The sequence below is a fragment of the Acinetobacter nosocomialis NIPH 2119 genome (assembly GCF_000368085.1).
In the GTDB taxonomy this organism is placed as follows: domain Bacteria; phylum Pseudomonadota; class Gammaproteobacteria; order Pseudomonadales; family Moraxellaceae; genus Acinetobacter; species Acinetobacter nosocomialis.
The window spans coordinates 2639155-2659039 of record NZ_KB849239.1; the positions used below are offsets into that span (position 1 = coordinate 2639155).

Annotated in this window: 20 protein-coding genes; 10 read left to right on the forward strand and 10 right to left on the reverse strand. The window is 40.0% G+C overall.

The features are described from left to right. Positions 1–30: 30 nt before the first annotated feature. Both F984_RS16175 and truA read left to right on the forward strand, forming a co-directional pair. Positions 31–1002, forward strand: coding sequence for an asparaginase (locus F984_RS16175; RefSeq protein WP_023188504.1), 972 nt, complete (start codon positions 31–33; stop codon positions 1000–1002). A 14-nt stretch (positions 1003–1016) separates the two neighbouring features. Then, on the forward strand, positions 1017–1814 hold the full coding sequence (gene truA / locus F984_RS16180) for a tRNA pseudouridine(38-40) synthase TruA (protein ID WP_004710705.1): 798 nt from the start codon (positions 1017–1019) through the stop codon (positions 1812–1814). A gap of 16 nt (positions 1815–1830) precedes the next feature. On the opposite strand, the gene F984_RS16185 is transcribed toward truA, so the two are convergent. After that, entirely contained in the window at positions 1831–2841 is a 1011-nt protein-coding gene (locus F984_RS16185) for an AraC family transcriptional regulator (protein ID WP_004710706.1), read from the reverse strand. 264 nt (positions 2842–3105) lie between these two features. Here F984_RS16185 and infA point away from each other — a divergent pair, with 264 nt between their 5' ends. Next, positions 3106–3327, forward strand: coding sequence for a translation initiation factor IF-1 (gene infA / locus F984_RS16190; protein WP_001284370.1), 222 nt, complete (start codon positions 3106–3108; stop codon positions 3325–3327). 51 nt (positions 3328–3378) lie between these two features. On the opposite strand, the gene F984_RS16195 is transcribed toward infA, so the two are convergent. After that, complete coding sequence (locus F984_RS16195) at positions 3379–3753, reverse strand: lysozyme inhibitor LprI family protein (protein ID WP_080631571.1); 375 nt, start codon at positions 3751–3753, stop codon at positions 3379–3381. 167 nt (positions 3754–3920) lie between these two features. Between F984_RS16195 and F984_RS16200 the strand changes: the two genes are divergently transcribed. Next, positions 3921–4328, forward strand: a complete 408-nt coding sequence (locus F984_RS16200; protein ID WP_004710708.1) for a hypothetical protein — start codon at positions 3921–3923, stop codon at positions 4326–4328. Between the two features lie 53 nt (positions 4329–4381). On the opposite strand, the gene leuB is transcribed toward F984_RS16200, so the two are convergent. From leuB to leuC, 4 genes are all read right to left on the reverse strand, one after another. Then, a complete protein-coding gene (gene leuB / locus F984_RS16205; RefSeq protein WP_000043184.1) occupies positions 4382–5461 on the reverse strand; it encodes a 3-isopropylmalate dehydrogenase in 1080 nt (359 codons plus the stop codon). 31 nt (positions 5462–5492) lie between these two features. Beyond that, positions 5493–6083, reverse strand: a complete 591-nt coding sequence (locus tag F984_RS16210) for a hypothetical protein (protein ID WP_004710709.1) — start codon at positions 6081–6083, stop codon at positions 5493–5495. 112 nt (positions 6084–6195) lie between these two features. Further along, complete coding sequence (leuD, locus tag F984_RS16215) at positions 6196–6843, reverse strand: 3-isopropylmalate dehydratase small subunit (RefSeq protein ID WP_004710710.1); 648 nt, start codon at positions 6841–6843, stop codon at positions 6196–6198. An 18-nt stretch (positions 6844–6861) separates the two neighbouring features. Beyond that, the gene (gene leuC / locus F984_RS16220) at positions 6862–8280 is read right to left on the reverse strand and encodes a 3-isopropylmalate dehydratase large subunit (protein WP_025469355.1); all 1419 of its coding nucleotides are present in this window, start codon (positions 8278–8280) and stop codon (positions 6862–6864) included. A gap of 244 nt (positions 8281–8524) precedes the next feature. Here leuC and F984_RS16225 point away from each other — a divergent pair, with 244 nt between their 5' ends. Both F984_RS16225 and F984_RS16230 read left to right on the forward strand, forming a co-directional pair. Continuing rightward, positions 8525–8773 carry a DUF2061 domain-containing protein gene (locus F984_RS16225; protein ID WP_031944325.1) on the forward strand — a complete coding sequence of 83 codons (249 nt, stop codon included), beginning with the start codon at positions 8525–8527 and terminating at the stop codon, positions 8771–8773. Positions 8774–8890: 117 nt separating this feature from the next. After that, positions 8891–9751: a LysR family transcriptional regulator gene (locus F984_RS16230; RefSeq protein WP_004710713.1), complete on the forward strand. Its 861-nt coding sequence runs from the start codon at positions 8891–8893 to the stop codon at positions 9749–9751. A gap of 5 nt (positions 9752–9756) precedes the next feature. On the opposite strand, the gene F984_RS16235 is transcribed toward F984_RS16230, so the two are convergent. Beyond that, complete coding sequence (locus tag F984_RS16235; protein ID WP_004710714.1) at positions 9757–9993, reverse strand: hypothetical protein; 237 nt, start codon at positions 9991–9993, stop codon at positions 9757–9759. A gap of 95 nt (positions 9994–10088) precedes the next feature. Here F984_RS16235 and F984_RS16240 point away from each other — a divergent pair, with 95 nt between their 5' ends. Further along, the gene (locus F984_RS16240; RefSeq protein WP_004710716.1) at positions 10089–10685 is read left to right on the forward strand and encodes a hypothetical protein; all 597 of its coding nucleotides are present in this window, start codon (positions 10089–10091) and stop codon (positions 10683–10685) included. A gap of 4 nt (positions 10686–10689) precedes the next feature. Here the strand turns inward: F984_RS16240 and F984_RS16245 are convergent, their stop codons facing one another. Beyond that, positions 10690–12129 carry a DUF2252 domain-containing protein gene (locus tag F984_RS16245; RefSeq protein WP_004710724.1) on the reverse strand — a complete coding sequence of 480 codons (1440 nt, stop codon included), beginning with the start codon at positions 12127–12129 and terminating at the stop codon, positions 10690–10692. Between the two features lie 153 nt (positions 12130–12282). Next, positions 12283–12933, reverse strand: coding sequence for an HAD family hydrolase (locus F984_RS16250; protein ID WP_002053378.1), 651 nt, complete (start codon positions 12931–12933; stop codon positions 12283–12285). 183 nt (positions 12934–13116) lie between these two features. On the opposite strand from F984_RS16250, the gene F984_RS16255 reads away from it, so the two are divergent. From F984_RS16255 to katG, 3 genes are all read left to right on the forward strand, one after another. Beyond that, the gene (locus F984_RS16255) at positions 13117–13602 is read left to right on the forward strand and encodes an RNA pyrophosphohydrolase (protein WP_000567255.1); all 486 of its coding nucleotides are present in this window, start codon (positions 13117–13119) and stop codon (positions 13600–13602) included. Between the two features lie 84 nt (positions 13603–13686). Then, positions 13687–15981 carry a phosphoenolpyruvate--protein phosphotransferase gene (ptsP, locus tag F984_RS16260; protein WP_004710729.1) on the forward strand — a complete coding sequence of 765 codons (2295 nt, stop codon included), beginning with the start codon at positions 13687–13689 and terminating at the stop codon, positions 15979–15981. 511 nt (positions 15982–16492) lie between these two features. Further along, entirely contained in the window at positions 16493–18649 is a 2157-nt protein-coding gene (gene katG / locus F984_RS16265) for a catalase/peroxidase HPI (protein WP_004710731.1), read from the forward strand. 68 nt (positions 18650–18717) lie between these two features. Here the strand turns inward: katG and F984_RS16270 are convergent, their stop codons facing one another. Next, positions 18718–19770: an MBL fold metallo-hydrolase gene (locus F984_RS16270; RefSeq protein WP_004710732.1), complete on the reverse strand. Its 1053-nt coding sequence runs from the start codon at positions 19768–19770 to the stop codon at positions 18718–18720. Positions 19771–19885 lie beyond the last annotated feature (115 nt).

A 19885-nucleotide genomic window follows, 5' to 3' on the forward strand; every position in this document is an offset into this window, starting at 1 on the left:
AGATGACTGCTTTTTTATGCCTGCAAAAATATGAAAAAAATAGCCTTATTTTACATGGGTGGTACTTTTGGTTGCGTCGGTGAGCCTTTAGCACCTATGCCTTATGACCAATTCTTACCTCAACTTGAGAAAGTGATACCTCCACACTTAACAGTTGACTGCTTTGCAGCACCCAATATTGTCGATAGCAGTGCATGTACGGCACCTGATTGGTTACGTCTAATTCAACGCATACAACAACTACAACTTGAAGGCTATCAGCATTTCGTTGTTATTCACGGTACAGACACGCTCAGTTATGCGGCTGCGACCCTAGCTCGCTTTTTAGGCCAAAGCTGTCATATTGTGATTACTGGTAGCCAATACCCGTTACTCAATGTTCAAGGTGATAATACTCGTGAATTCACTGATGCAATTGAGAACTTATATCTTGCATTAGAACAAGTTATTAGCTTACCTGTAGGTGCTTATCTTGCATTCCATCATCAAGTATTCCATGCACAAACTGCATTAAAAACTCATACAACTGAACTCGATGCATTTTCAGGTTTAAGTAGTGAAGTTGAATTTACGCCTCAACAAAATGAATTGATCGTACAAGATGCTCAAATTGAACGAGCCGCTTCATTTCAGATTTTAAACTGGATGATGCAACCGATTGCAACACAGCACTTGGTACAACAGTTACGTCACTTACTTCCTGCTCCACCGCACTTTTTAGTGTTACAAGGCTTTGGTACAGGCAATATCGCAGTTAACCCTGAACTATTGGCAACCTTAGATGAACTCTATGCTCATGGTTGTGTTCCAATCTTGGCAACACAAGTGACATTTGGCGGCATTGACCAACGTTATGCAATTAGTGCATGGGCCAAAACTGCAAAAATTGTCATTAATGATGCGCATAGTCATGCAGATCTTTATGCAAAAGCACTTCAAATCTATTTAAAATACCCAACCCCAGAACAATGGCTCAGCCATTGGAATGAAAATTTGCATTAAATAGAGGTAAAGCTATGCAACGTTATGCGGTCGGTATTGAGTTTAGCGGAGTTCAATATCGAGGATGGCAAACACAACAGCCAGGCGTTGCCAGCGTTCAGGAAACTATCGAGCGTGTACTCAGCAAAATCGCAGATGAACCTATTGCACTTCACGGTGCAGGCCGAACAGATGCGGGAGTACATGCAACGAATATGGTGGCACACTTCGATACGAACGCCATTCGTCCAGAAATGGGATGGTTGAGAGGAGCAAATAGCCAGTTACCTAAAGATATTTCCATTCAGTGGATTAAACTGATGGATGAAAATTTTCATGCACGCTTTAAAGCAACGGCTCGACGTTACCGCTATGTTATTTATAACGCTCCTTGCCGACCAGCCCTCTTACATAAACAGGTCACGCACATTTACCAAAAGCTAGATGTGCAAAAGATGATTAAAGCTGCTAGTAAATTTGAAGGTACACATAACTTTGAAACCTTTCGCGCAGCAGCATGTCAGTCCAATAAACCTGTTCGACATGTAACGCATTGTCGTCTATTTGAACATGGCCGCTATTTAGTGTTAGATATTCAAGCAGATGGTTTTTTACACCATATGGTGCGTAATATTGTTGGATGCTTACTCGAAATTGGTCAAGGTATGTATGAAATAGACCATATTGATACGATGTTTGCAGCACAAGATCGTAAAGCGGCAGGAGTCACTGCTCCACCTGACGGTCTCTACTTTATTCAATGTTACTATCCCGAGCAGTTTGACTTACCACAGCCACCACTTGGGCCACATTGGTTAAACCTACCTGAGTAGGCTTAACCCATTTTTATTAGCGGTGCTGTTTACGCTTACGGTACTCAACTGGTGTTTCATTGGTCCAACGTTTAAACGCACGATAGAACGTACTTGGTTCAGAGAAACCCGTTAAATACACAATACGCTCCACACTCTCACTGGTATTTGCCAAAAGTTTTTTAGCTAAACGACAACGATAGTCAGAAAGTATTTGTTGGAAACTGGTATTCGCTTCACTCAACTGAGTGCGTAAACGACGTGGCGTAATATTTAATTGTGCTGCTACAGTTTCTAGCGTGGTTTCTCCACTTTCTAGTGTTGAACCAATCGCTCGACGAACCTCACCAACCAAATCATAACGAGCCAATTCTTGTAGCTTTTCAATTGCGAGCTGTTCATGCAGTTGCAATAGTTCAGGTTCCGCCTGCCAAAGCTGGAAGTCTAAAATAGCAGGATCAAAATATAGCCTTGTTTCTTTTTGCCCTAAACTTACCGGACAGCCATAAACTCGGAAATATTCATCTTCCGAAGCACCTTCACTAAAGTTAAAATCGATGAAGATAGGATGAAACTGACCTTCGGTAATAAATTTGAAGAATCGAAGCACACCAGAAATCGCACATTCTGAAAAATGACGATTCACAAGGTTATCAGCCCCCACTTGCTCACCATTGGTTAAATAGCAACGCCCATCTTCGACAACCAGCTTTGCATCAAATGCATCACTAATTAGACGTTGATACGCTAAAGCTCTTTTAAGGCCTTCACCAAAGGTTTCACTACTAATAAATAAATGTTCAATCACCTGACCACGGTACAAAGGCAAATGCTCACCTAAATGCAAACCGATGTCTGGATCTTTACTGACTTCCTGAGCTGCAGTCCAAAAGGCATACTGTGCACTTAACGGAGTACGTGCATTTGTATCGACCTGATTTAAAGCGACTCCCGCTTTAGTTAATATTTCTTCTGTTGGCAATCCTGCACGACGAATTGCTTGATAGCCAAAACGTAATACAACTGATGCATCTGTTAGCTGACCCACGCAGTGCCCTTCCATGTAGATACTTCATTGATACTTAGGAGCTGTTGACTCTTTATGCATGAACAGTCCCTAATAACTATGATTTTAGATTAGCGTTGATTGACCAAACTGACAACAGAATTAGAGTTGTTTTGTGAAAAAAATTACATCTTTTTTTACTAGTCATAGTTTAACCAGATGCTTTAACAAGAAGATGTCTATCTTGTTTTTTTTAAATAAATTGACTATAATTTGCGCCTTTCCAATTTGATCATCAGGTAGGCTATGGCCAATAAAGAGGAACTCATTGAGTTCGAAGGCGTTGTCACCGAAACGCTTCCTAATACGATGTTCCGTGTACGTCTTGAAAACGGTCACGAAGTTATTGCACACATTTCTGGTAAAATGCGTAAACACTATATCCGTATTCTTACTGGCGACAGTGTAAAAGTCGAAATGACTCCATATGACTTAACTAAAGGTCGTATTACGTACCGTGCTCGCTAATTAGTGAATGCAAAAAAGCCACTTCATGATGTGGCTTTTTTATTGCTTTATTTATTCACTTAATCGACTGGACTTACACCCAACTGTTTGGCATTCACGCAATCTTTCTTGTAGCCAATGGTTTCTTTCCTGCGTTGTCTGTAAACGACACTGCACGTCTACACTATTTCTATTTGAATCTGTACATTCAGCATCACGTTGACGTATCCACGCAAGCTGAGACTTCTTAAGTGTATTTCTTTGTGCCGTATTCAATTTTGCTCTTAATGCCTGATAATTTTTATTTAGATCTGCATCAGCACTCGCATAGATTTTATTTGTACAGTAAATATCATCATAGGTATTACGAGTAGTGTCGCAATTATCGGCATATACCGCTGTTACTCCAAAGCTGCATAAAAGTGCTAAAAATATTTTTTTCATCATGTTTTCCTTAAGTTTTTTGCAAAATAATTATAAACCCTTTCAGATATGAGTATGAATTGCTAGATAAACTCATCCTCCATTTATCATAAACTTCCTTTTTTTCTTTACAAGCTAGGCAATCCAACCTACCGTTATCTAACAATAAATATAATTTGATAGAGAGAAAAATGAATATATCGAACCTATGCCGAATAACCTTGCTCTCAGTGATGTCTATTTATTTGAACGGTTGCGCAACTCAACCACGCCAATCTGTCGACTTACAAGAATATTTAAAAGGCTTTCTGGGCAAATCATCGACCACCATTCAACAAGAACTAAACTTACGCGGTCTTGGCTTTCAAATTGCGCATGTTCCACAAAAAACATCAAATCAACTCATCTACACGATTTTACGGCCATTAAGTATTCCCATTCCTATGGTGAGTAATGTAGAGATGGGTGGTAATCCAGTTCCTATCCAATCCGGGACATTAGGGAGCAACTCTTACGATGTTAATTTTAATTGCAAAGTTATTTTTCAGCTTAAAAATGACATTGCTGAATCTATTCAATACGAAGGTAAAGCTTGCTGAACACAACCATAAAAAAACGCAGCTTGAGGCTGCGTTTTTTAGCAAAGTAGCGATTAAGCAAGAGCAGCAACGACTGCTTCACCCATCTCGGCTGTACCTACTTTAGTCATGCCTTCAGACATAATATCGGCTGTACGGAAACCTTGATCAAGTACTTGCCCTACCGCATCTTCAATTGCTTTAGCAGCAGCTTCTTCACGGAAGGTATAACGAAGCATCATTGCAACAGAAAGAATGGTTGCTAATGGGTTTGCCACATTTTGACCCGCAATATCAGGCGCCGAACCATGACAAGGTTCATACATGCCTTTGCCATTTTCATCTAAAGAAGCTGACGGCAACATACCAATTGAGCCTGTAAGCATTGCTGCTTCGTCAGACAAGATATCGCCAAACAAGTTACCTGTAACGATTACGTCAAACTGTTTAGGTGCACGTACAAGTTGCATAGCAGCATTATCCACATACATATGTGAAAGCTGAATATTTGGATAGTTCGCTTGCTGTAAGTCAGTAACCGTTTGCTTCCAAAGCTCTGTCACTTCTAAAACGTTTGCTTTATCTACAGAACACACTTTACCGCCACGTAATCCTGCAAGTTCAAAAGCAACTTTTGCAATACGCTTAATTTCGCTCTCAGAATAAACGTCAGTGTTATAGCCCTGTTTTTCACCATTTTCGAGTTCACGAATACCACGTGGCTGACCAAAGTAGATACCACCAGTCAATTCACGAACAATTAAAATATCTAAACCTGCAACAATTTCAGGTTTTAAGCTAGAAGCATCGGCTAATTGTGGATATAAAATCGCTGGGCGCAAGTTAGCAAACAAGTTAAGTTCACTACGAATTTTTAAAAGACCGCGTTCAGGGCGAATAGAGCGTTCAATAGTGTCCCATTTTGGTCCACCAACGGCGCCTAATAAAATGGCATCGGCTTTTTTGGCTTGCTCACTTGTTACAGCTGGATACGGTTCTCCATGAGCATCAATCGCAGCTCCACCTAACAAGCCATGTTCCCAAGTCAAAGACAAATTAAATTTTTCATTTACTTTATTTAATACTTTTTCTGCTGCCCCAACAATTTCAGGACCAATCCCATCGCCAGCCAAAATTAAAATCTGTTTAGACATGAAGTTTTCCATTTTCAAAGACAAGACAGTGTTATGACTGTCGTGGTGTTAGTTTTTTCTGTTCGAGAAATTCACCGAGTCCTGTGGTTACATCAAATGGTCGACAAAAACGGCGAATTACACGCCCATCCTGCTCTAAGTCAACACATAATGGATCTGGTACAGAAACATTCAGCAAACTACCCGAACGGTTAGATTTGTCTCGGTACATTTTAAACATATAGCGATGGTTGGCTTTGAATTGGTGAATAACATGGATGGTTTCTGCCCGATCTGGAGAAATCGGATAGTAACGAATCACCACTTCATATTGTTTGGCAGGCACAGATAAATACAAACTATTGCTTTGACTTAACACCGAACCATTTAATCTCACAATTCCTTGATGAATTGCCTGATTACTAATACGACGTGTCTGTGCATCAACAACAGTAATATCATTTAGCCGTTCAAATTCGCAACTTTTTGCGCCCGAACAATATATTGCTGCATTCTGCCCCAAATTTTCTTGTTCAGCCTGCTTAATACGAACAGTATCCACTACATTGTAAGTGCTCTGACAAGCACTTAGTGTTATTGCGCACAGGCCCAACAAAAAGCTATGAGTAACGTTCCTCTTCATTGTTCAAGCCCAATCCTCATCTAGTGCATAATTTTAAGCTGTTGTTATGCTTTAGCATGTTAGCAAGAGTTTGAACACGACGCCATGACTATGTTTAAAATGTACCAAAAGGTTAATTTATCTCTTGGAATACCCAAGGACGAACCTGTTTGGTTTTTTCTTCATAAGCGCGAATTGCGTCCGCATTTTGGAGAGTTAAGCCAATATCATCCAAGCCATTTAACAAGCAGTGCTTACGAAATGGATCCACTTCGAATTTAAATGCTTCACCTGCTGGTGTACGAACTTCTTGCGCAGCCAAATCAATTGTTAATTGATATCCTTCATTCGCAGCACATTCTTTGAATAACTGATCAACAATATTCTCAGATAAAATAACTGGTAACATGCCGTTTTTAAAACAGTTATTAAAGAAAATATCAGCAAAGCTTGGCGCAATAACGGTACGAAAACCATATTCGTTTAATGCCCAAGGTGCATGCTCACGACTTGAACCACAACCAAAGTTCGTACGAGCAATTAAAACTGTTGCTCCCTGATAACGTGGTTGATTCAAAACAAAGTCCGGATTTTTTGGACGTACCGAGTTATCTTGACCTGGGTAACCTTCATCTAAATAACGAAGTTCATCAAATAAGTTGTCGCCAAAACCAGTACGTTTAATCGATTTTAAAAACTGTTTTGGAATAATTAAATCTGTATCGACATTGGCACGATCTAATGGTGCAACGATACCTTGTTCAACTGTATAAGCTTTCATGGTTTGCTCCAGACCGAATTAAAATGAACGAACGTCAACAAAATGACCTGCAATCGCAGCAGCAGCAGCCATTGCTGGACTTACCAGGTGAGTACGACCACCATTACCCTGACGACCTTCAAAGTTACGGTTTGATGTCGATGCACAGTGTTCGCCCGGTTGTAACTTGTCTGCATTCATGGCTAAACACATTGAACAACCCGGTTCACGCCACTCGAAACCAGCTTCTAAGAAAATTTTATCCAAACCTTCTTTTTCTGCCTGCTGTTTCACTAAACCAGAACCCGGAACAATCATCGCTTGCTTAATGCTAGAAGCCACTTTACGGCCTTTAACCACCTCAGCAGCAGCACGGATATCTTCAATACGTGAGTTAGTGCAAGAACCAATAAACACACGGTCAAGTTGAATTTCAGCCAATGCCTGACCTGCGTTTAACCCCATATATTGATACGCACGTGTCCAGTCACTACGTTGTACGTCATCTTTCGCTTGTTCTAAAGTTGGTACAGCTTTCGATACTGGAATTACCATCTCAGGTGAAGTACCCCAAGATACTTGTGGTTCAATCTCTGCGCCATTTAACTCAACGACTGCATCAAAAACAGCATCATCGTCTGAATGTAAAGTATTCCAATAAGCAACCGCTTGTTCCCACTGCTCACCTTTTGGTGCGTAGCTACGGCCTTTTACGTATTCAATGGTTTTGTCATCAACTGCAACCATACCAACACGAGCACCCGCTTCAATCGCCATGTTACATACCGTCATACGTCCTTCAATCGACATATCACGGAAAACTTGGCCACCGAACTCAATTGCGTAACCCGTACCGCCTGCAGTACCGATTTTACCGATAATCGCCAACACCACATCTTTTGGTGTTACGCCCTTACCTAAAACGCCATCAACACGAACCAACATATTTTTTGATTTTTTCTGAATCAAACATTGTGTCGCTAAAACGTGTTCAACTTCAGATGTCCCGATACCATGTGCCAAACAACCAAAGGCACCGTGAGTTGCTGTATGCGAGTCACCGCATACCACCGTCATACCCGGTAAAGTTAAGCCTTGTTCAGGACCAACAACATGTACAATACCTTGGCGAATATCATTAATACCAAATTCAAAGATATTAAATGCTTTACAGTTATCATCTAAGGTTTGAACCTGAATACGCGATGTATCATCTTCAATACCTGCAATGCCCTGATCACGCTCTTTTTTAGACGTTGGAACGTTGTGGTCTGGTGTAGCTACGTTTGCGCTTAAACGCCACGGTTGACGACCCGCAAGTTGCAAACCTTCAAATGCTTGTGGACTTGTTACTTCATGCAATAAATGACGGTCGATATAAAGTAAACACGAACCATCATCACGCTCTGTAACTACGTGGTCATCCCACAATTTGTCATATAAAGTTTTGCCTGCCATGTCGTCTTGCTCCATTGGACTGGGTAATTCTAATCTTTCTTCGATTATAGCCAGAGTTTCACATAAATCTAATTTATCATTTTTATAAATTAGAAAACTTTTAGGAATCATTCCCGTCTTTATTTATATTGTTCAAAAATATTTAAATCGGTTTTGTTAATGATTATCATTTGCATAATCCATTTTTAATCTTATACTCTTATCTCTATACTAAAAATATCAAATATAGGTAGAGAGAACGATGATGGCTAATATTCAAAAATTCGTTGTAAATAACCAACGTACATTAAAGAAAACCTTAAGTTACTACATTATGCATATTACGGTAGCCATGTTAGTTGCCTACTTTGTAACGGGTAATATTTGGATGGCTTTAACATTAAGTATGTTAGAACCAACCGTACAAGCATTTGCATTTTTCTTTCATGAAAAAGTATGGGCAGCAAAAGACCGTCGTATTTCAGCTTTAAACGAAAAAGAGACAACTGCTTAGGTTAAGATTAATACGCCAAATCACAAGTTTATAGAACGTTTGGCTGCAAGCATGATACGATTTTGGCTTGGCGACTTTAGCCTCTCTCGATTTTTCTATCCCAAGTAGAGTTGTATTATGAATCTTGCAGCCTTTGAAGCTTTTGTAAAAGTTATGGAAACAGGGTCTATCTCTGTGGCTGCAGATCAACTCTTTATTACCCAACCTGCTGTTACCAAACGTATTCATAGTCTCGAAGAATATTTCGGCGTAAAGCTATTTGAGTCGGCAGGACGTGGGGTTCAAGCCACTCATGCTGCGCATTCATTATTACCAAAAGTCAAAAGCTGGTTAAATGAACTTAAAGATATTCACCACACGCTAAGTCATGAACAAACACAAATACAAGGTCGTTTAAAAATTGGCACGAGTCATCACATCGGTTTGCACCACTTACCTGCTCCACTTAAACACTTTGTTCAGCAGTTTCCACAAGTCACTTTAGACGTACATTTTGTTGACTCAGAACAAGCCCACGAACAGGTCCTTGCTGGTGATTTAGAGCTTGCATTTTTAACGCTTCCTCCTTCAGGTGATGAACGTCTTAACTACATTACCATCTGGAATGATCCTTTAGTTTTTGTAGCTGCTCCATTTCATCCATTGGCTCAAAAAAAGAATTTAACCTTACAAGATTTAATTGAATATCCAAGTTTGCTGCCTGCCGCACAGACTTATACAGCCCAAATTACTTTGGCCGAGTTTGAAAAACAGGGGCTTAAACCGAAAATTACTATGAGTAATAACCCTCTAGAGTCAATTCGTATGTTGGTCTCTATTGGTTTAGGTTGGTCAGTTTTACCAAAAACTTTATTGAATCAAGATATGCAGCAGCTCGATTTAAATGTCGAGATGAACCGTCAGCTAGGTATGGTATGGCACCCTGCACGTACGCAATCTAGAGCCATGCAAGAGTTGATTAAAATGATGCAAGAATAACGGTATTAATGGCTATATTTTTTAACAAGGATATAAATCAAAACTGCGAAAGGTAGTAGTAAAAATAGAACGCCCCAACTGAAACATATGGCAGCGAAAATAATTCCGCCAAGTGCACTCATAAACAGTAAAGCAATGATATAAATAAGTAACTCACCAAAAATAGCGGTAATGAACTGATCTATAAATTCTTGAAAGAAACCATTGCTACCTTTACTTTTAGTGCGCTTATTTTTAGTCATGCTATTTTAATTAATAAAGTTATATATTGATTAGAAATAATACTGTAAATATATACCCTTTACTCTACTATCCTTATACTTTTCGCTTAAGATTCATGATCGTGAAGAATCCATATTCAAATATAATTAAAGTCGGTTTATATATATTTATAACTTTAGCTATCTTAGTTCTAGTTACATTTATTTGGTTTAAACCGATACGTGTTATTTTCGCCCATCACCTTTCATTGTTACATTGTGATGGTCAAGTCTGTGTAGATGATCCAAAGACACAACCTCTTGCGAACACACTTTATAATCAGGCATTACAAGAAACCCAAGATAAAGTAGGTACTTTTCATCAACAACCCATTATGGTTTTTTGCTCCACTCCACAATGTGCCAATACCTTTGGTATGGAAAAAGCAGCCGCTAAAGCGGTTGGTAATTTGGGGTTATTGGTTGCACCGCGAGGCTGGAAAGATTTCTATATCACTCATGAGCTTATTCATCATCGACAAGCCGAAGAATGGGGAAATATAGCAATGCTGACTAAACCTAAATGGCTGGTAGAAGGCATGGCTTATAGCTTAAGTGATGATCCACGCCCTACGTTATCGGAGCCCTTTCAGCAATGGCGGGCGCAATTCAAGCTTTGGCATCAACAGAACCCTGACCCAAATATTTGGCATGCCACAGAGAAAGTTAAATAATTTATTAAAGCGCATCATCTCCGGCGAGCTGAATCTTACTATCAGCAATTTCATTCATAAATTGCTGATAGTCGTTTAGATTACGCTCTGCATATTCTTCTGCATAGGTTTGTAATACGTCTACAATCGTATCGCTCTCTCCAAAATATCCTATAAGTACATCTGCATTTCCCGATTTTGCATGGGCATGCGCTAAAGCCAAGCCACAATCTTCAGCATACTTATAGAAATACTCTTCATCCATATCCTTAAGATTAAAAGAGATTTTCATATCACGTAACTGACGTACATGAAAATGTTGAGTTGATATTGAGGAAAATCCAAGAAATATATCACTTGCGGCTTGCATCAGTTGCTGGCCATGTATTACACGTTCACCTTCGTGATTTACTTGTTCTACAAATAACGGACTAAGAATTGATGGATTCGCTTCTTTCATTTGTAAAATTAATGGTTCCCGATCTGCATCCTGAAATAATGCTATGGCTGATCGTGTACCAACACTTCCGATACCAACCACTTTAAAAGCCACATCTGTACATTGATAACGATCAAAAAGGACTTGGCGATCATATTTCAAAGAGTCACGGTATTGTTTAAAGAATACGTCAACATCTTTACTAAATGGTTCATCTGCATTTGGGTGCCATAATAACGGCGCATCATCTACAAAATGACGCAAGCCTGTATCTTGGTCTTGCTGTGTAAGTTTCGGCAATACAGAGTACACCGTTTTTTTCTGCGCAGAATCAAGATCCTTTTCACTTTTTTTTCTTAGTTTTCGGCATTCAGTATTTTCTAATAAGGTAACGGCATCAATTTTTTCATACCAAACTTGTAGAGGCGAAAGTTTGGCATTTTCTAATAAGTGCTGACGATAACTATTCAGCATTATTTTAACTGCTTTTAAACCCACTTTATCTGCAAGATTAATATCGCGTGCTGCAATCACAAAACTGGTTGCTAAACGCTTTACATCCCATTCAAACGGGGCAACTAAAGTTTCATCAAAATCATTAATTCCAAATAACAGGTTGCGTTCTGGACTTGCAAAACCACCAAAGTTACTTAAATGACAATCACCACAAATCTGTTGAAATAAACCTGAATTTAGTGGCTCCCACACTTGGTCAAATAGCATCAAAGAAGGCATGCCACGATAAAATGTAAATGGTGAAACGCTCATCCGTTTTGCACGAATCGGTTTGAGTTTTTCTAAACGTCCTTGGTTACTCCAATCATAGATCGTTAAAGCAGTTGTTCCTTCTGGCCGTTCAGAAAGTTTTGAAAGTTGTTCAAGCGGTACTTTTTTCCGTTGAGTCTTACCTAATTTAAAACCCTCACTTTTACTCAGTAATTTTCCTTGATAGCTATGACGTGTTAAATCAATGCTTTGATTATTCCAAAGTTGTTCTGGTAATTTAATCTGTGGTGTTTTTGACATTATTACCTCTTTTTTTAAATTTATTTTTATTGAACTTATCAATATTTATTTTTGGATTAGGATTTTCATGGGATATAAAAAGAACGATTTAAACCTAATGAATGAAGAGTTGGAAAACCTTAAATACCGTATGGGTCTTCCAACTCTACAATCTTAAATCGACCAGTCCTGAATTTCCCAGTTATGCTCTTGAGCTAACTTTTCTAGACGATCATCAGGATTTACAGCAATTGCATGTGTTGCATATTCAAGTAAAAAACGGTCATTGATTGAATCTGAATAAGCCCAAGACTCAGACACACTGCGTCCAGCCAACCAATCGTCAAGACGCGCAAGCTTACCTTTTTGATAACATGCCAAGCCCGCAACTTTACCTGTATATTTGCCATCAACAACTTCGGCATTGGTTGCTAAAATTTCAGTAATGCCAAATTCACGGAAAATCGGCGCCGTAATAAAATCACTCGTTGCCGTAATACCCACAATGGTATGGCCTAAATCTTGATGTTTCTTAATCGCCTCAAAACCTTTAGGACGCATTTGAGGGCGAATTACTTTTTCCATAAACAACTGATGAAGCTCAGTTAAATAGTTATTGTCATGCTTAGTTAAAAAGCCAAAAACAAATTCATTATAAGCATAGGGGTCAAGTTGCCCAGCTTTGTAATCTTCATAAAATTTATCATTCATCTGACGATGATGAACCGGATCAACCAAACCTTCATTGACTAAAAATTCACCCCAAGAATGGTCTGAATCGGTATTTAACAAGGTATGGTCTAAATCAAACAACGCCAGTTTCATGAAAATTCTCGTTTAAACTGAAATTTAAGAAAAAAAATGTAAATCTATCTCCGCTAGTCGATAGAAATTCGTTAAGATCGTAACAATTTAAACATTTTACTTTGATCTTTTCGAGCTGGACATAAAAAGTTGTTGGTCCCCGTGGTCAAAGTCAACGATATAGACAAATATTTAGGTAGCCAAATGATCGACTCAGAAGGTTTCCGACCGAATGTCGGGATCATTTTGGCAAACGATGATGGACAGGTTTTATGGGCAAAGCGCATTGGTCACAATGCTTGGCAATTTCCACAAGGAGGCATCCAGTTTGGAGAAACCCCTGAACAGGCACTTTTTCGAGAACTGAGAGAAGAAATCGGCTTATTGCCCGAACATGTCCAGATTATTGCGCAAACCAAGGGATGGCTGCGTTATCGTTTGCCACATCGGTACATTCGGTCAGACTCTGACCCCGTATGTATCGGACAGAAACAAAAATGGTTTTTACTGAAGTTAACTGCGCCTGCAAAAAATATTCAGTTGAACCTCTCTGACCCGCCCGAATTCGATGAATGGCAGTGGGTTAGCTATTGGTATCCTCTTGGTCAAGTGGTGAACTTTAAGCGTGATGTTTACCGCAAAGCCATGGTGGAGTTGTGTACACAGTTGCCTATGCAACAATTACCCTAAAAATCATTTATCTAGCAAATGATTTTTATTAAAAGTGCTGTTATAAATACATTCATAGTCTAAAAAATACTGGAGTATACATCCATGTCAAACATGCAACTCGACACTCTAAGACGCATTGTCCAAGAGATTAATGCGTCCGTGAGTTTGCATGAATCGTTAGACATTATGGTCAATCAGGTTGCTGAGGCCATGAAAGTGGATGTTTGCTCTATTTATTTACTCGATGAACGCAATCAGCGTTATGTCTTGATGGCCTCAAAAGGCTTAAATCCAGAATCTGTTGGACATGTCTCATTGCAGTTAGGTGAAGGCTTGGTCGGTCTGGTTGGGCAACGTGAGGAAATCGTTAACCTTGATAATGCCCCAAAGCATGAGCGCTTCTTGTACTTACCCGAAACGGGCGAAGAAATTTATAACTCATTCCTCGGCGTACCTGTCATGTACCGTCGTAAGGTTATGGGTGTTTTAGTCGTCCAAAATAGACTTCCTCAAGATTTTAGCGAAGCAGCCGAGTCCTTTTTAGTTACGCTATGTGCACAGCTTTCCGGGGTAATTGCACATGCTCACGCGGTTGGTAACATCGATGTATTTCGTAAACCAAGCAATGGACCTGCCTATAAAACCTTCCAAGGCGCTTCAGGTGCAGGCGGTGTTGCTTTAGGCCGCGCTATCATTTTATATCCACCTGCCGATTTGGGTGCTGTCCCTGACCGTGAAGCAGAAGATATTAGCCATGAACTTCGCCTTTTAGATCAAGCGATCTCATCAGTTCGTTCAGAAATTCGTTCTTTAGACGAAAAAATGCATGATTCACTCATGGCAGAAGAACGCGCTTTATTTAGTGTTTTCTTAAGAATGCTAGATGAAAATGCATTACCCGCAGAAATTAAAGATCTGATTCGTGATGGTCATTGGGCACAAGGTGCTGTACGTCGTGTAATTGAAAAGCACACTGCCCTATTTGCGCAAATGGAAGATGACTATCTTCGCGAACGCGTTTCCGATCTTAAAGATTTAGGCCGACGTATTTTAGCGTGTTTACAAGAAGAAGATTCTAGCCACCGTGAACTCAGTCCAGACAGTATTTTAATTGGTGAAGAAATTAGTACTGCTGCGCTCGTCGAGTTACCGGTCGATAATATCGCTGCTATTGTAACCTCAGAAGGTGCAGCTAATTCACATATGGTGATTGTGGCACGCGCATTAGGTATTCCAACTGTAGTTGGTGTAACCGAACTGCCTGTAAATACGCTTGATGACGCGGAAATGATTGTGGATGCCTATCAGGGTCGTGTTTTTGTGAACCCTCCACGTCGTTTACGCCAACGCTATAAAGAAATTCAAAAAGAAGACGAGCAAATCGCAAAAGATCTCAAACAATACGAGACCAAAGAAGCGATTACTCCTGATGGGGTTTCTGTTCAACTATTTGTAAACACAGGTCTCATGATTGATGTTGTTCGCGGCGTACAACGCGGCGCGCAAGGTGTAGGTCTATACCGAAGTGAAATTCCATTCATGTTACGGGAACGTTTCCCGGGTGAAGAAGAACAACGTGCAATCTACCGCCAACAGTTGAGTCACTTTGCCAATAAACCAGTGGTAATGCGAACCCTCGATATTGGTGCCGATAAAGATTTACCGTACTTTAGTATCGAAGAAGAAAACTCAGCATTAGGATGGCGCGGTATTCGTTTTACACTCGATCATCCAGAGATTTTCTCAGCACAAATCCGAGCAATGCTCAAAGCCAGTATTGGTTTAAATAACTTACATATTCTATTGCCAATGGTGACAACAGTAAGTGAAGTCGAAGAAGTACTTTATTTACTTGAGCGAGACTGGATAGCCGTGCAAGAAGAAGAGCAAGTTAAAATTACTAAACCAAAAATCGGGATTATGGTAGAGGTACCAAGTGTACTGCTACAAATTGATGAGTTTGCTGAACTTGTCGATTTCTTCTCGGTTGGTTCAAATGACTTAACTCAATACTTACTTGCGGTAGACCGTAATAATCCGCATGTGGCTAGCGTATATTCACACTTCCATCCATCTATTTTGCGTGCGTTGACTCGACTGGTGAAGGAATGTCACAAATACCAAAAACCGGTAAGTATTTGTGGTGAGATGGCGGGTGACCCATTATCAGCAATCTTACTAATGGCAATGGGCTTTAATACTCTTTCTATGAGTTCAAGCAATATCTTGCGTGTGCGTAAAGCAATTTGCCATGTACCAATGACAGATGCGCAAAAGTTACTTGATGATGTCATGAAAATGAATAACCCGCTTATTGTAAAAAGCTGGCTTGAGTATTACTTTAAAACGCATGGTTTGGCGGATATGGTTAAATCTAACCGCCTTGTCACCGTATAAATATTTAAAAAAGGAGAGTTTTAACTCTCCTTTTTAATTGAACTAGTTTTAGTTTTTTCTTTTTTCAAATCCCCATTTACCGTACTCAACAATTTTGCTTAACCCTTAAAATCGATTTTACCTATTAATATAGACAATTTAATCCATTTGAAAAATAAACAATCAAATTTTAGTATATTTAAAGAACGAAATTGAAAGATATTGCGATGTTTCAATGATTAAGGAGCTCATGCCATGCATCATTATTTGCAAAAGTCGAACCATTTTCCCTCTTGTTTTTTAGCCTTCATGCAGTAAATTGAAGGAATAATAAACAAAGGAAACTCATGTATTGTTGAATAAAAATGATGAGCTGACATAACAGTGAAAAATTTTTAAAACGGTTTATCTCACCACTTGTTTCCTCATTTCTTTATTCGATAAGCATCATTTTTTAACCCAGAAGTCCAGGAAAATGAGCTTTCGGTTCCATTAAGAGCTCAAATAAATATTACCCAGAGAGAATATAATCATGTCAAACGAATCAAAATGTCCTTTTTCAGGTCATAACTCAAAACCGCAAGTAACAGTCGGTGGTGGCACGACTAATTTGCACTGGTGGCCAAATCAATTACGCGTCGACTTACTCAATCAACATTCAGAACGCTCTAATCCACTTGGTAAAGATTTTAATTACCGTGAAGAATTTAAAAAAATTGACTACTACGCACTTAAAGCGGATATCAAAAATGTCTTAACCGATTCCCAAGATTGGTGGCCAGCCGATTGGGGAAATTACACAGGCTTATTTATTCGTTTAGCATGGCATGCTGCCGGCACCTACCGTATGGGTGATGGCCGTGGTGGTGCGGGTCGTGGTCAACAACGTTTTGCGCCTTTAAATAGCTGGCCTGACAACGCAAGTTTAGATAAAGCACGCCGTTTACTATGGCCTGTTAAACAAAAATACGGTCAAAAAATATCATGGGCTGACTTATTTATTCTTGCCGGAAACATTGCACTTGAGTCTTCTGGCTTCCGTACCTTTGGTTTTGGTGCAGGCCGTGAAGATGTTTGGGAACCAGACAACGATGTAAACTGGGGCGATGAAAAAGAATGGTTAGCTCACCGTAACTCTGAAGCTTTAGCTGGCAGTAATCTTGCGGCAACCGAGATGGGACTAATTTATGTAAACCCTGAAGGTCCAGAAGCTAGCGGTGACCCAAGATCAGCTGCACCGTTTATTCGCGCGACTTTCGGCAACATGGCAATGGACGATGAAGAAATTGTTGCTTTGATTGCAGGCGGTCATACTTTAGGTAAAACTCACGGTGCAGCCTCTGCTGACCATGTTCATGCCGATCCAGAAGGCGCTCCAATTGAGCAAATGGGCTTTGGCTGGGCAAATAGCTATGGCACAGGTGTGGGTAAAGATGCGATCACTTCAGGTTTAGAAGTAATTTGGTCACAGACTCCAACACAATGGAGCAATTACTTCTTTGAAAACCTATTCAAATACGAGTGGGTACAAGAACGTTCACCTGCTGGTGCAATTCAATGGGTAGCAGCAGATGCTGAGGCAATTATTCCTGATCCTTTCGACCCGTCAATTAAACGTAAGCCAACAATGTTGACTACAGATTTGACTTTACGTTTTGACCCTGAATTTGAAAAGATCTCTCGTCGCTTCCATAACGACCCTCAAGCCTTTGCAAATGCTTTTGCCCGCGCATGGTTCAAATTAACTCACCGTGATATGGGTCCAAAAGCACGTTATTTAGGTCCCGAAGTTCCTGCTGAAGATTTAATTTGGCAAGACCCATTACCGGCCACTAACGCTATTCCATCTGCTGCAAGTATTGCTGATGCAAAAGCAAAAATTGTGGCATTAGGATTATCTGCCGGTGAGTTGGTTTCTCTTGGTTGGGCATCAGCATCAACATTCCGTGGTGGAGACAAACGCGGTGGAGCAAACGGTGCACGCATTGCTTTAGCTCCTCAACGTGGTTGGGAAGTCAATAAAAAAGCTGTTGAGACTTTAACTAAAATTGAAGAACTCAAAGCATCAACTCAATTATCATTGGCTGACTTAATTGTGCTTGCAGGGAACATCGGTGTAGAACAAGCTGCTCAGGCGGCAGGTTTCAACGTTAGCGTACCATTCGCTCCTGGTCGTGTAGATGCATTACAAAGTCAAACTGATATCGAAACTTTCCAATTACTACTCGGCGCTGCTGATGGCTTTAGAAACTGGAAAAAACAGGGAGTCAACACACCAGCTGAAATCTTATTGATTGATAAAGCTCAGCAACTGACTTTGACTGCACCAGAGTTAACTGCATTAATTGGTGGTTTACGTGTACTGGGCACCAATTGGGATGGTTCACAGCATGGTGTATTCACTCAGCAAGTCGGTGTACTTAGCACAGATTTCTTTACAAACTTACTCGACATGTCGAATGTATGGGCACCTGTTGATTCAACAAGTGAAGTATTTGAAGGCAAAGATCGTAAAACAGGTGCAGTTAAATTTACTGCAACACGCAATGATTTAGTCTTTGGTTCTAATTCAATCTTACGTGCATTGGCAGAGGTTTATGCTCAAGCCGACGGTAAAGAAAAATTTGTTAAAGACTTTGTTGCAGCATGGACAAAAGTCATGAATCTTGACCGTTTTGACTTAGCTTAATTTAAGTCGAAATAATAAAAAGCCAGTTCAATTTGAACTGGCTTTTTTAATATAAAAACCATAGGCTTTTAGACAGTCAATTTATGCCCTTCTCGAATACAATAAAAGGGATTAGCAAGTTTTGATGAAGCTTTAATAGCTTGAGCTAAAGCATGTTCAGGGTCTTCCCGATCTTCATCTGTTAACTGAAAAGTTCGATAGTGAATCGCAACAGAACGATGCGCTTGTAAATCCAAATGTGCATGAACTGCATCTTGAGGGTTCATGTGAACGTAGCTCATTAGTTTACGAGGTTCATAAGCTCCAATTGGAAGTAAAGCAACACGTGGTGCGCCATAACGTGCATGTATCTGTTTGAAGTGTGCTGCATAGCCAGTGTCACCAGCGAAAAAACAATGACCTGTTTTTGCTAAAACCGAAAAACCACCCCAAAGTGCTTTATTTTGATCACGTAAGCCCCGCCCCGAACCGTGCTGAGCAGGTGTATAGACAATTCTTAACTCATGATAAGGAATTTCTTGCCACCAATCCATTTCAATGACATGGAAATCTTTAGGCAAGTAAAACCCGTTGCCAAGCCCTGTATAAATCGGCATCGCAAATTTCTTGTGCAACCATTCAAGCGTTGCCAAATCCATATGATCATAATGATTATGGCTCAGTAAGACTCCATGAATAGTGGGCAACTGTTCCAAAGCAAAACCGGCCGGGCATACACGGCGTGGTCCACGCCCATGCAACGGACTCGCATAATCACACCAAACCGGGTCGGTAATAAAGTTATATGGTCCAATTTGAATGAGTACAGTAGCGTGACCTACAAACCATACTTGCCAATCATCTAAATCCGCATGAGGACGGTTCTGTGGTAAGGCAATTGGTGTATTCACACGAGTTTCGTATTCACCTTGAATATCAACATTCCATGTATAAGATTCACGAGTGACTAACCAACGCAATAATTCTTTCGATCCTCGTGCAGGCGATCTAGGCTGCTGATTATAAAAACGGGTGTCGTTTTCATGGCCCAATTCAGGATGACAAAAAGGCGGTTTTATCCATGTATGCGTCCAACAGGACTGAGTCGGCAATTGATAAGTTAATGTCGGCTTGTCTTTCATGGGCTTATTCTATGGTTGTAGCATCAGGAGGATGATTCATTCAATTTTCTATCTTAGCGATTTAAATAAATTAAGCTATGACACTTACACTTATTTATCATATAAATATCCCTTT

What these genes read in the sequence shown, in the direction of transcription:
- F984_RS16175 (WP_023188504.1), top strand. Translation starts at nt 31, where the DNA reads ATGAAAAAAATAGCCTTATTTTACATGGGTGGTACTTTTGGTTGCGTC.
- truA (WP_004710705.1), top strand. Translation starts at nt 1,017, where the DNA reads ATGCAACGTTATGCGGTCGGTATTGAGTTTAGCGGAGTTCAATATCGA.
- infA (WP_001284370.1), top strand. Translation starts at nt 3,106, where the DNA reads ATGGCCAATAAAGAGGAACTCATTGAGTTCGAAGGCGTTGTCACCGAA.
- F984_RS16195 (WP_080631571.1), bottom strand. Translation starts at nt 3,753, where the DNA reads ATGATGAAAAAAATATTTTTAGCACTTTTATGCAGCTTTGGAGTAACA.
- F984_RS16200 (WP_004710708.1), top strand. Translation starts at nt 3,921, where the DNA reads ATGAATATATCGAACCTATGCCGAATAACCTTGCTCTCAGTGATGTCT.
- leuB (WP_000043184.1), bottom strand. Translation starts at nt 5,461, where the DNA reads ATGTCTAAACAGATTTTAATTTTGGCTGGCGATGGGATTGGTCCTGAA.
- F984_RS16210 (WP_004710709.1), bottom strand. Translation starts at nt 6,083, where the DNA reads ATGAAGAGGAACGTTACTCATAGCTTTTTGTTGGGCCTGTGCGCAATA.
- leuD (WP_004710710.1), bottom strand. Translation starts at nt 6,843, where the DNA reads ATGAAAGCTTATACAGTTGAACAAGGTATCGTTGCACCATTAGATCGT.
- leuC (WP_025469355.1), bottom strand. Translation starts at nt 8,280, where the DNA reads ATGGCAGGCAAAACTTTATATGACAAATTGTGGGATGACCACGTAGTT.
- F984_RS16225 (WP_031944325.1), top strand. Translation starts at nt 8,525, where the DNA reads ATGGCTAATATTCAAAAATTCGTTGTAAATAACCAACGTACATTAAAG.
- F984_RS16230 (WP_004710713.1), top strand. Translation starts at nt 8,891, where the DNA reads ATGAATCTTGCAGCCTTTGAAGCTTTTGTAAAAGTTATGGAAACAGGG.
- F984_RS16235 (WP_004710714.1), bottom strand. Translation starts at nt 9,993, where the DNA reads ATGACTAAAAATAAGCGCACTAAAAGTAAAGGTAGCAATGGTTTCTTT.
- F984_RS16240 (WP_004710716.1), top strand. Translation starts at nt 10,089, where the DNA reads ATGATCGTGAAGAATCCATATTCAAATATAATTAAAGTCGGTTTATAT.
- F984_RS16245 (WP_004710724.1), bottom strand. Translation starts at nt 12,129, where the DNA reads ATGTCAAAAACACCACAGATTAAATTACCAGAACAACTTTGGAATAAT.
- F984_RS16250 (WP_002053378.1), bottom strand. Translation starts at nt 12,933, where the DNA reads ATGAAACTGGCGTTGTTTGATTTAGACCATACCTTGTTAAATACCGAT.
- F984_RS16255 (WP_000567255.1), top strand. Translation starts at nt 13,117, where the DNA reads ATGATCGACTCAGAAGGTTTCCGACCGAATGTCGGGATCATTTTGGCA.
- ptsP (WP_004710729.1), top strand. Translation starts at nt 13,687, where the DNA reads ATGTCAAACATGCAACTCGACACTCTAAGACGCATTGTCCAAGAGATT.
- katG (WP_004710731.1), top strand. Translation starts at nt 16,493, where the DNA reads ATGTCAAACGAATCAAAATGTCCTTTTTCAGGTCATAACTCAAAACCG.
- F984_RS16270 (WP_004710732.1), bottom strand. Translation starts at nt 19,770, where the DNA reads ATGAAAGACAAGCCGACATTAACTTATCAATTGCCGACTCAGTCCTGT.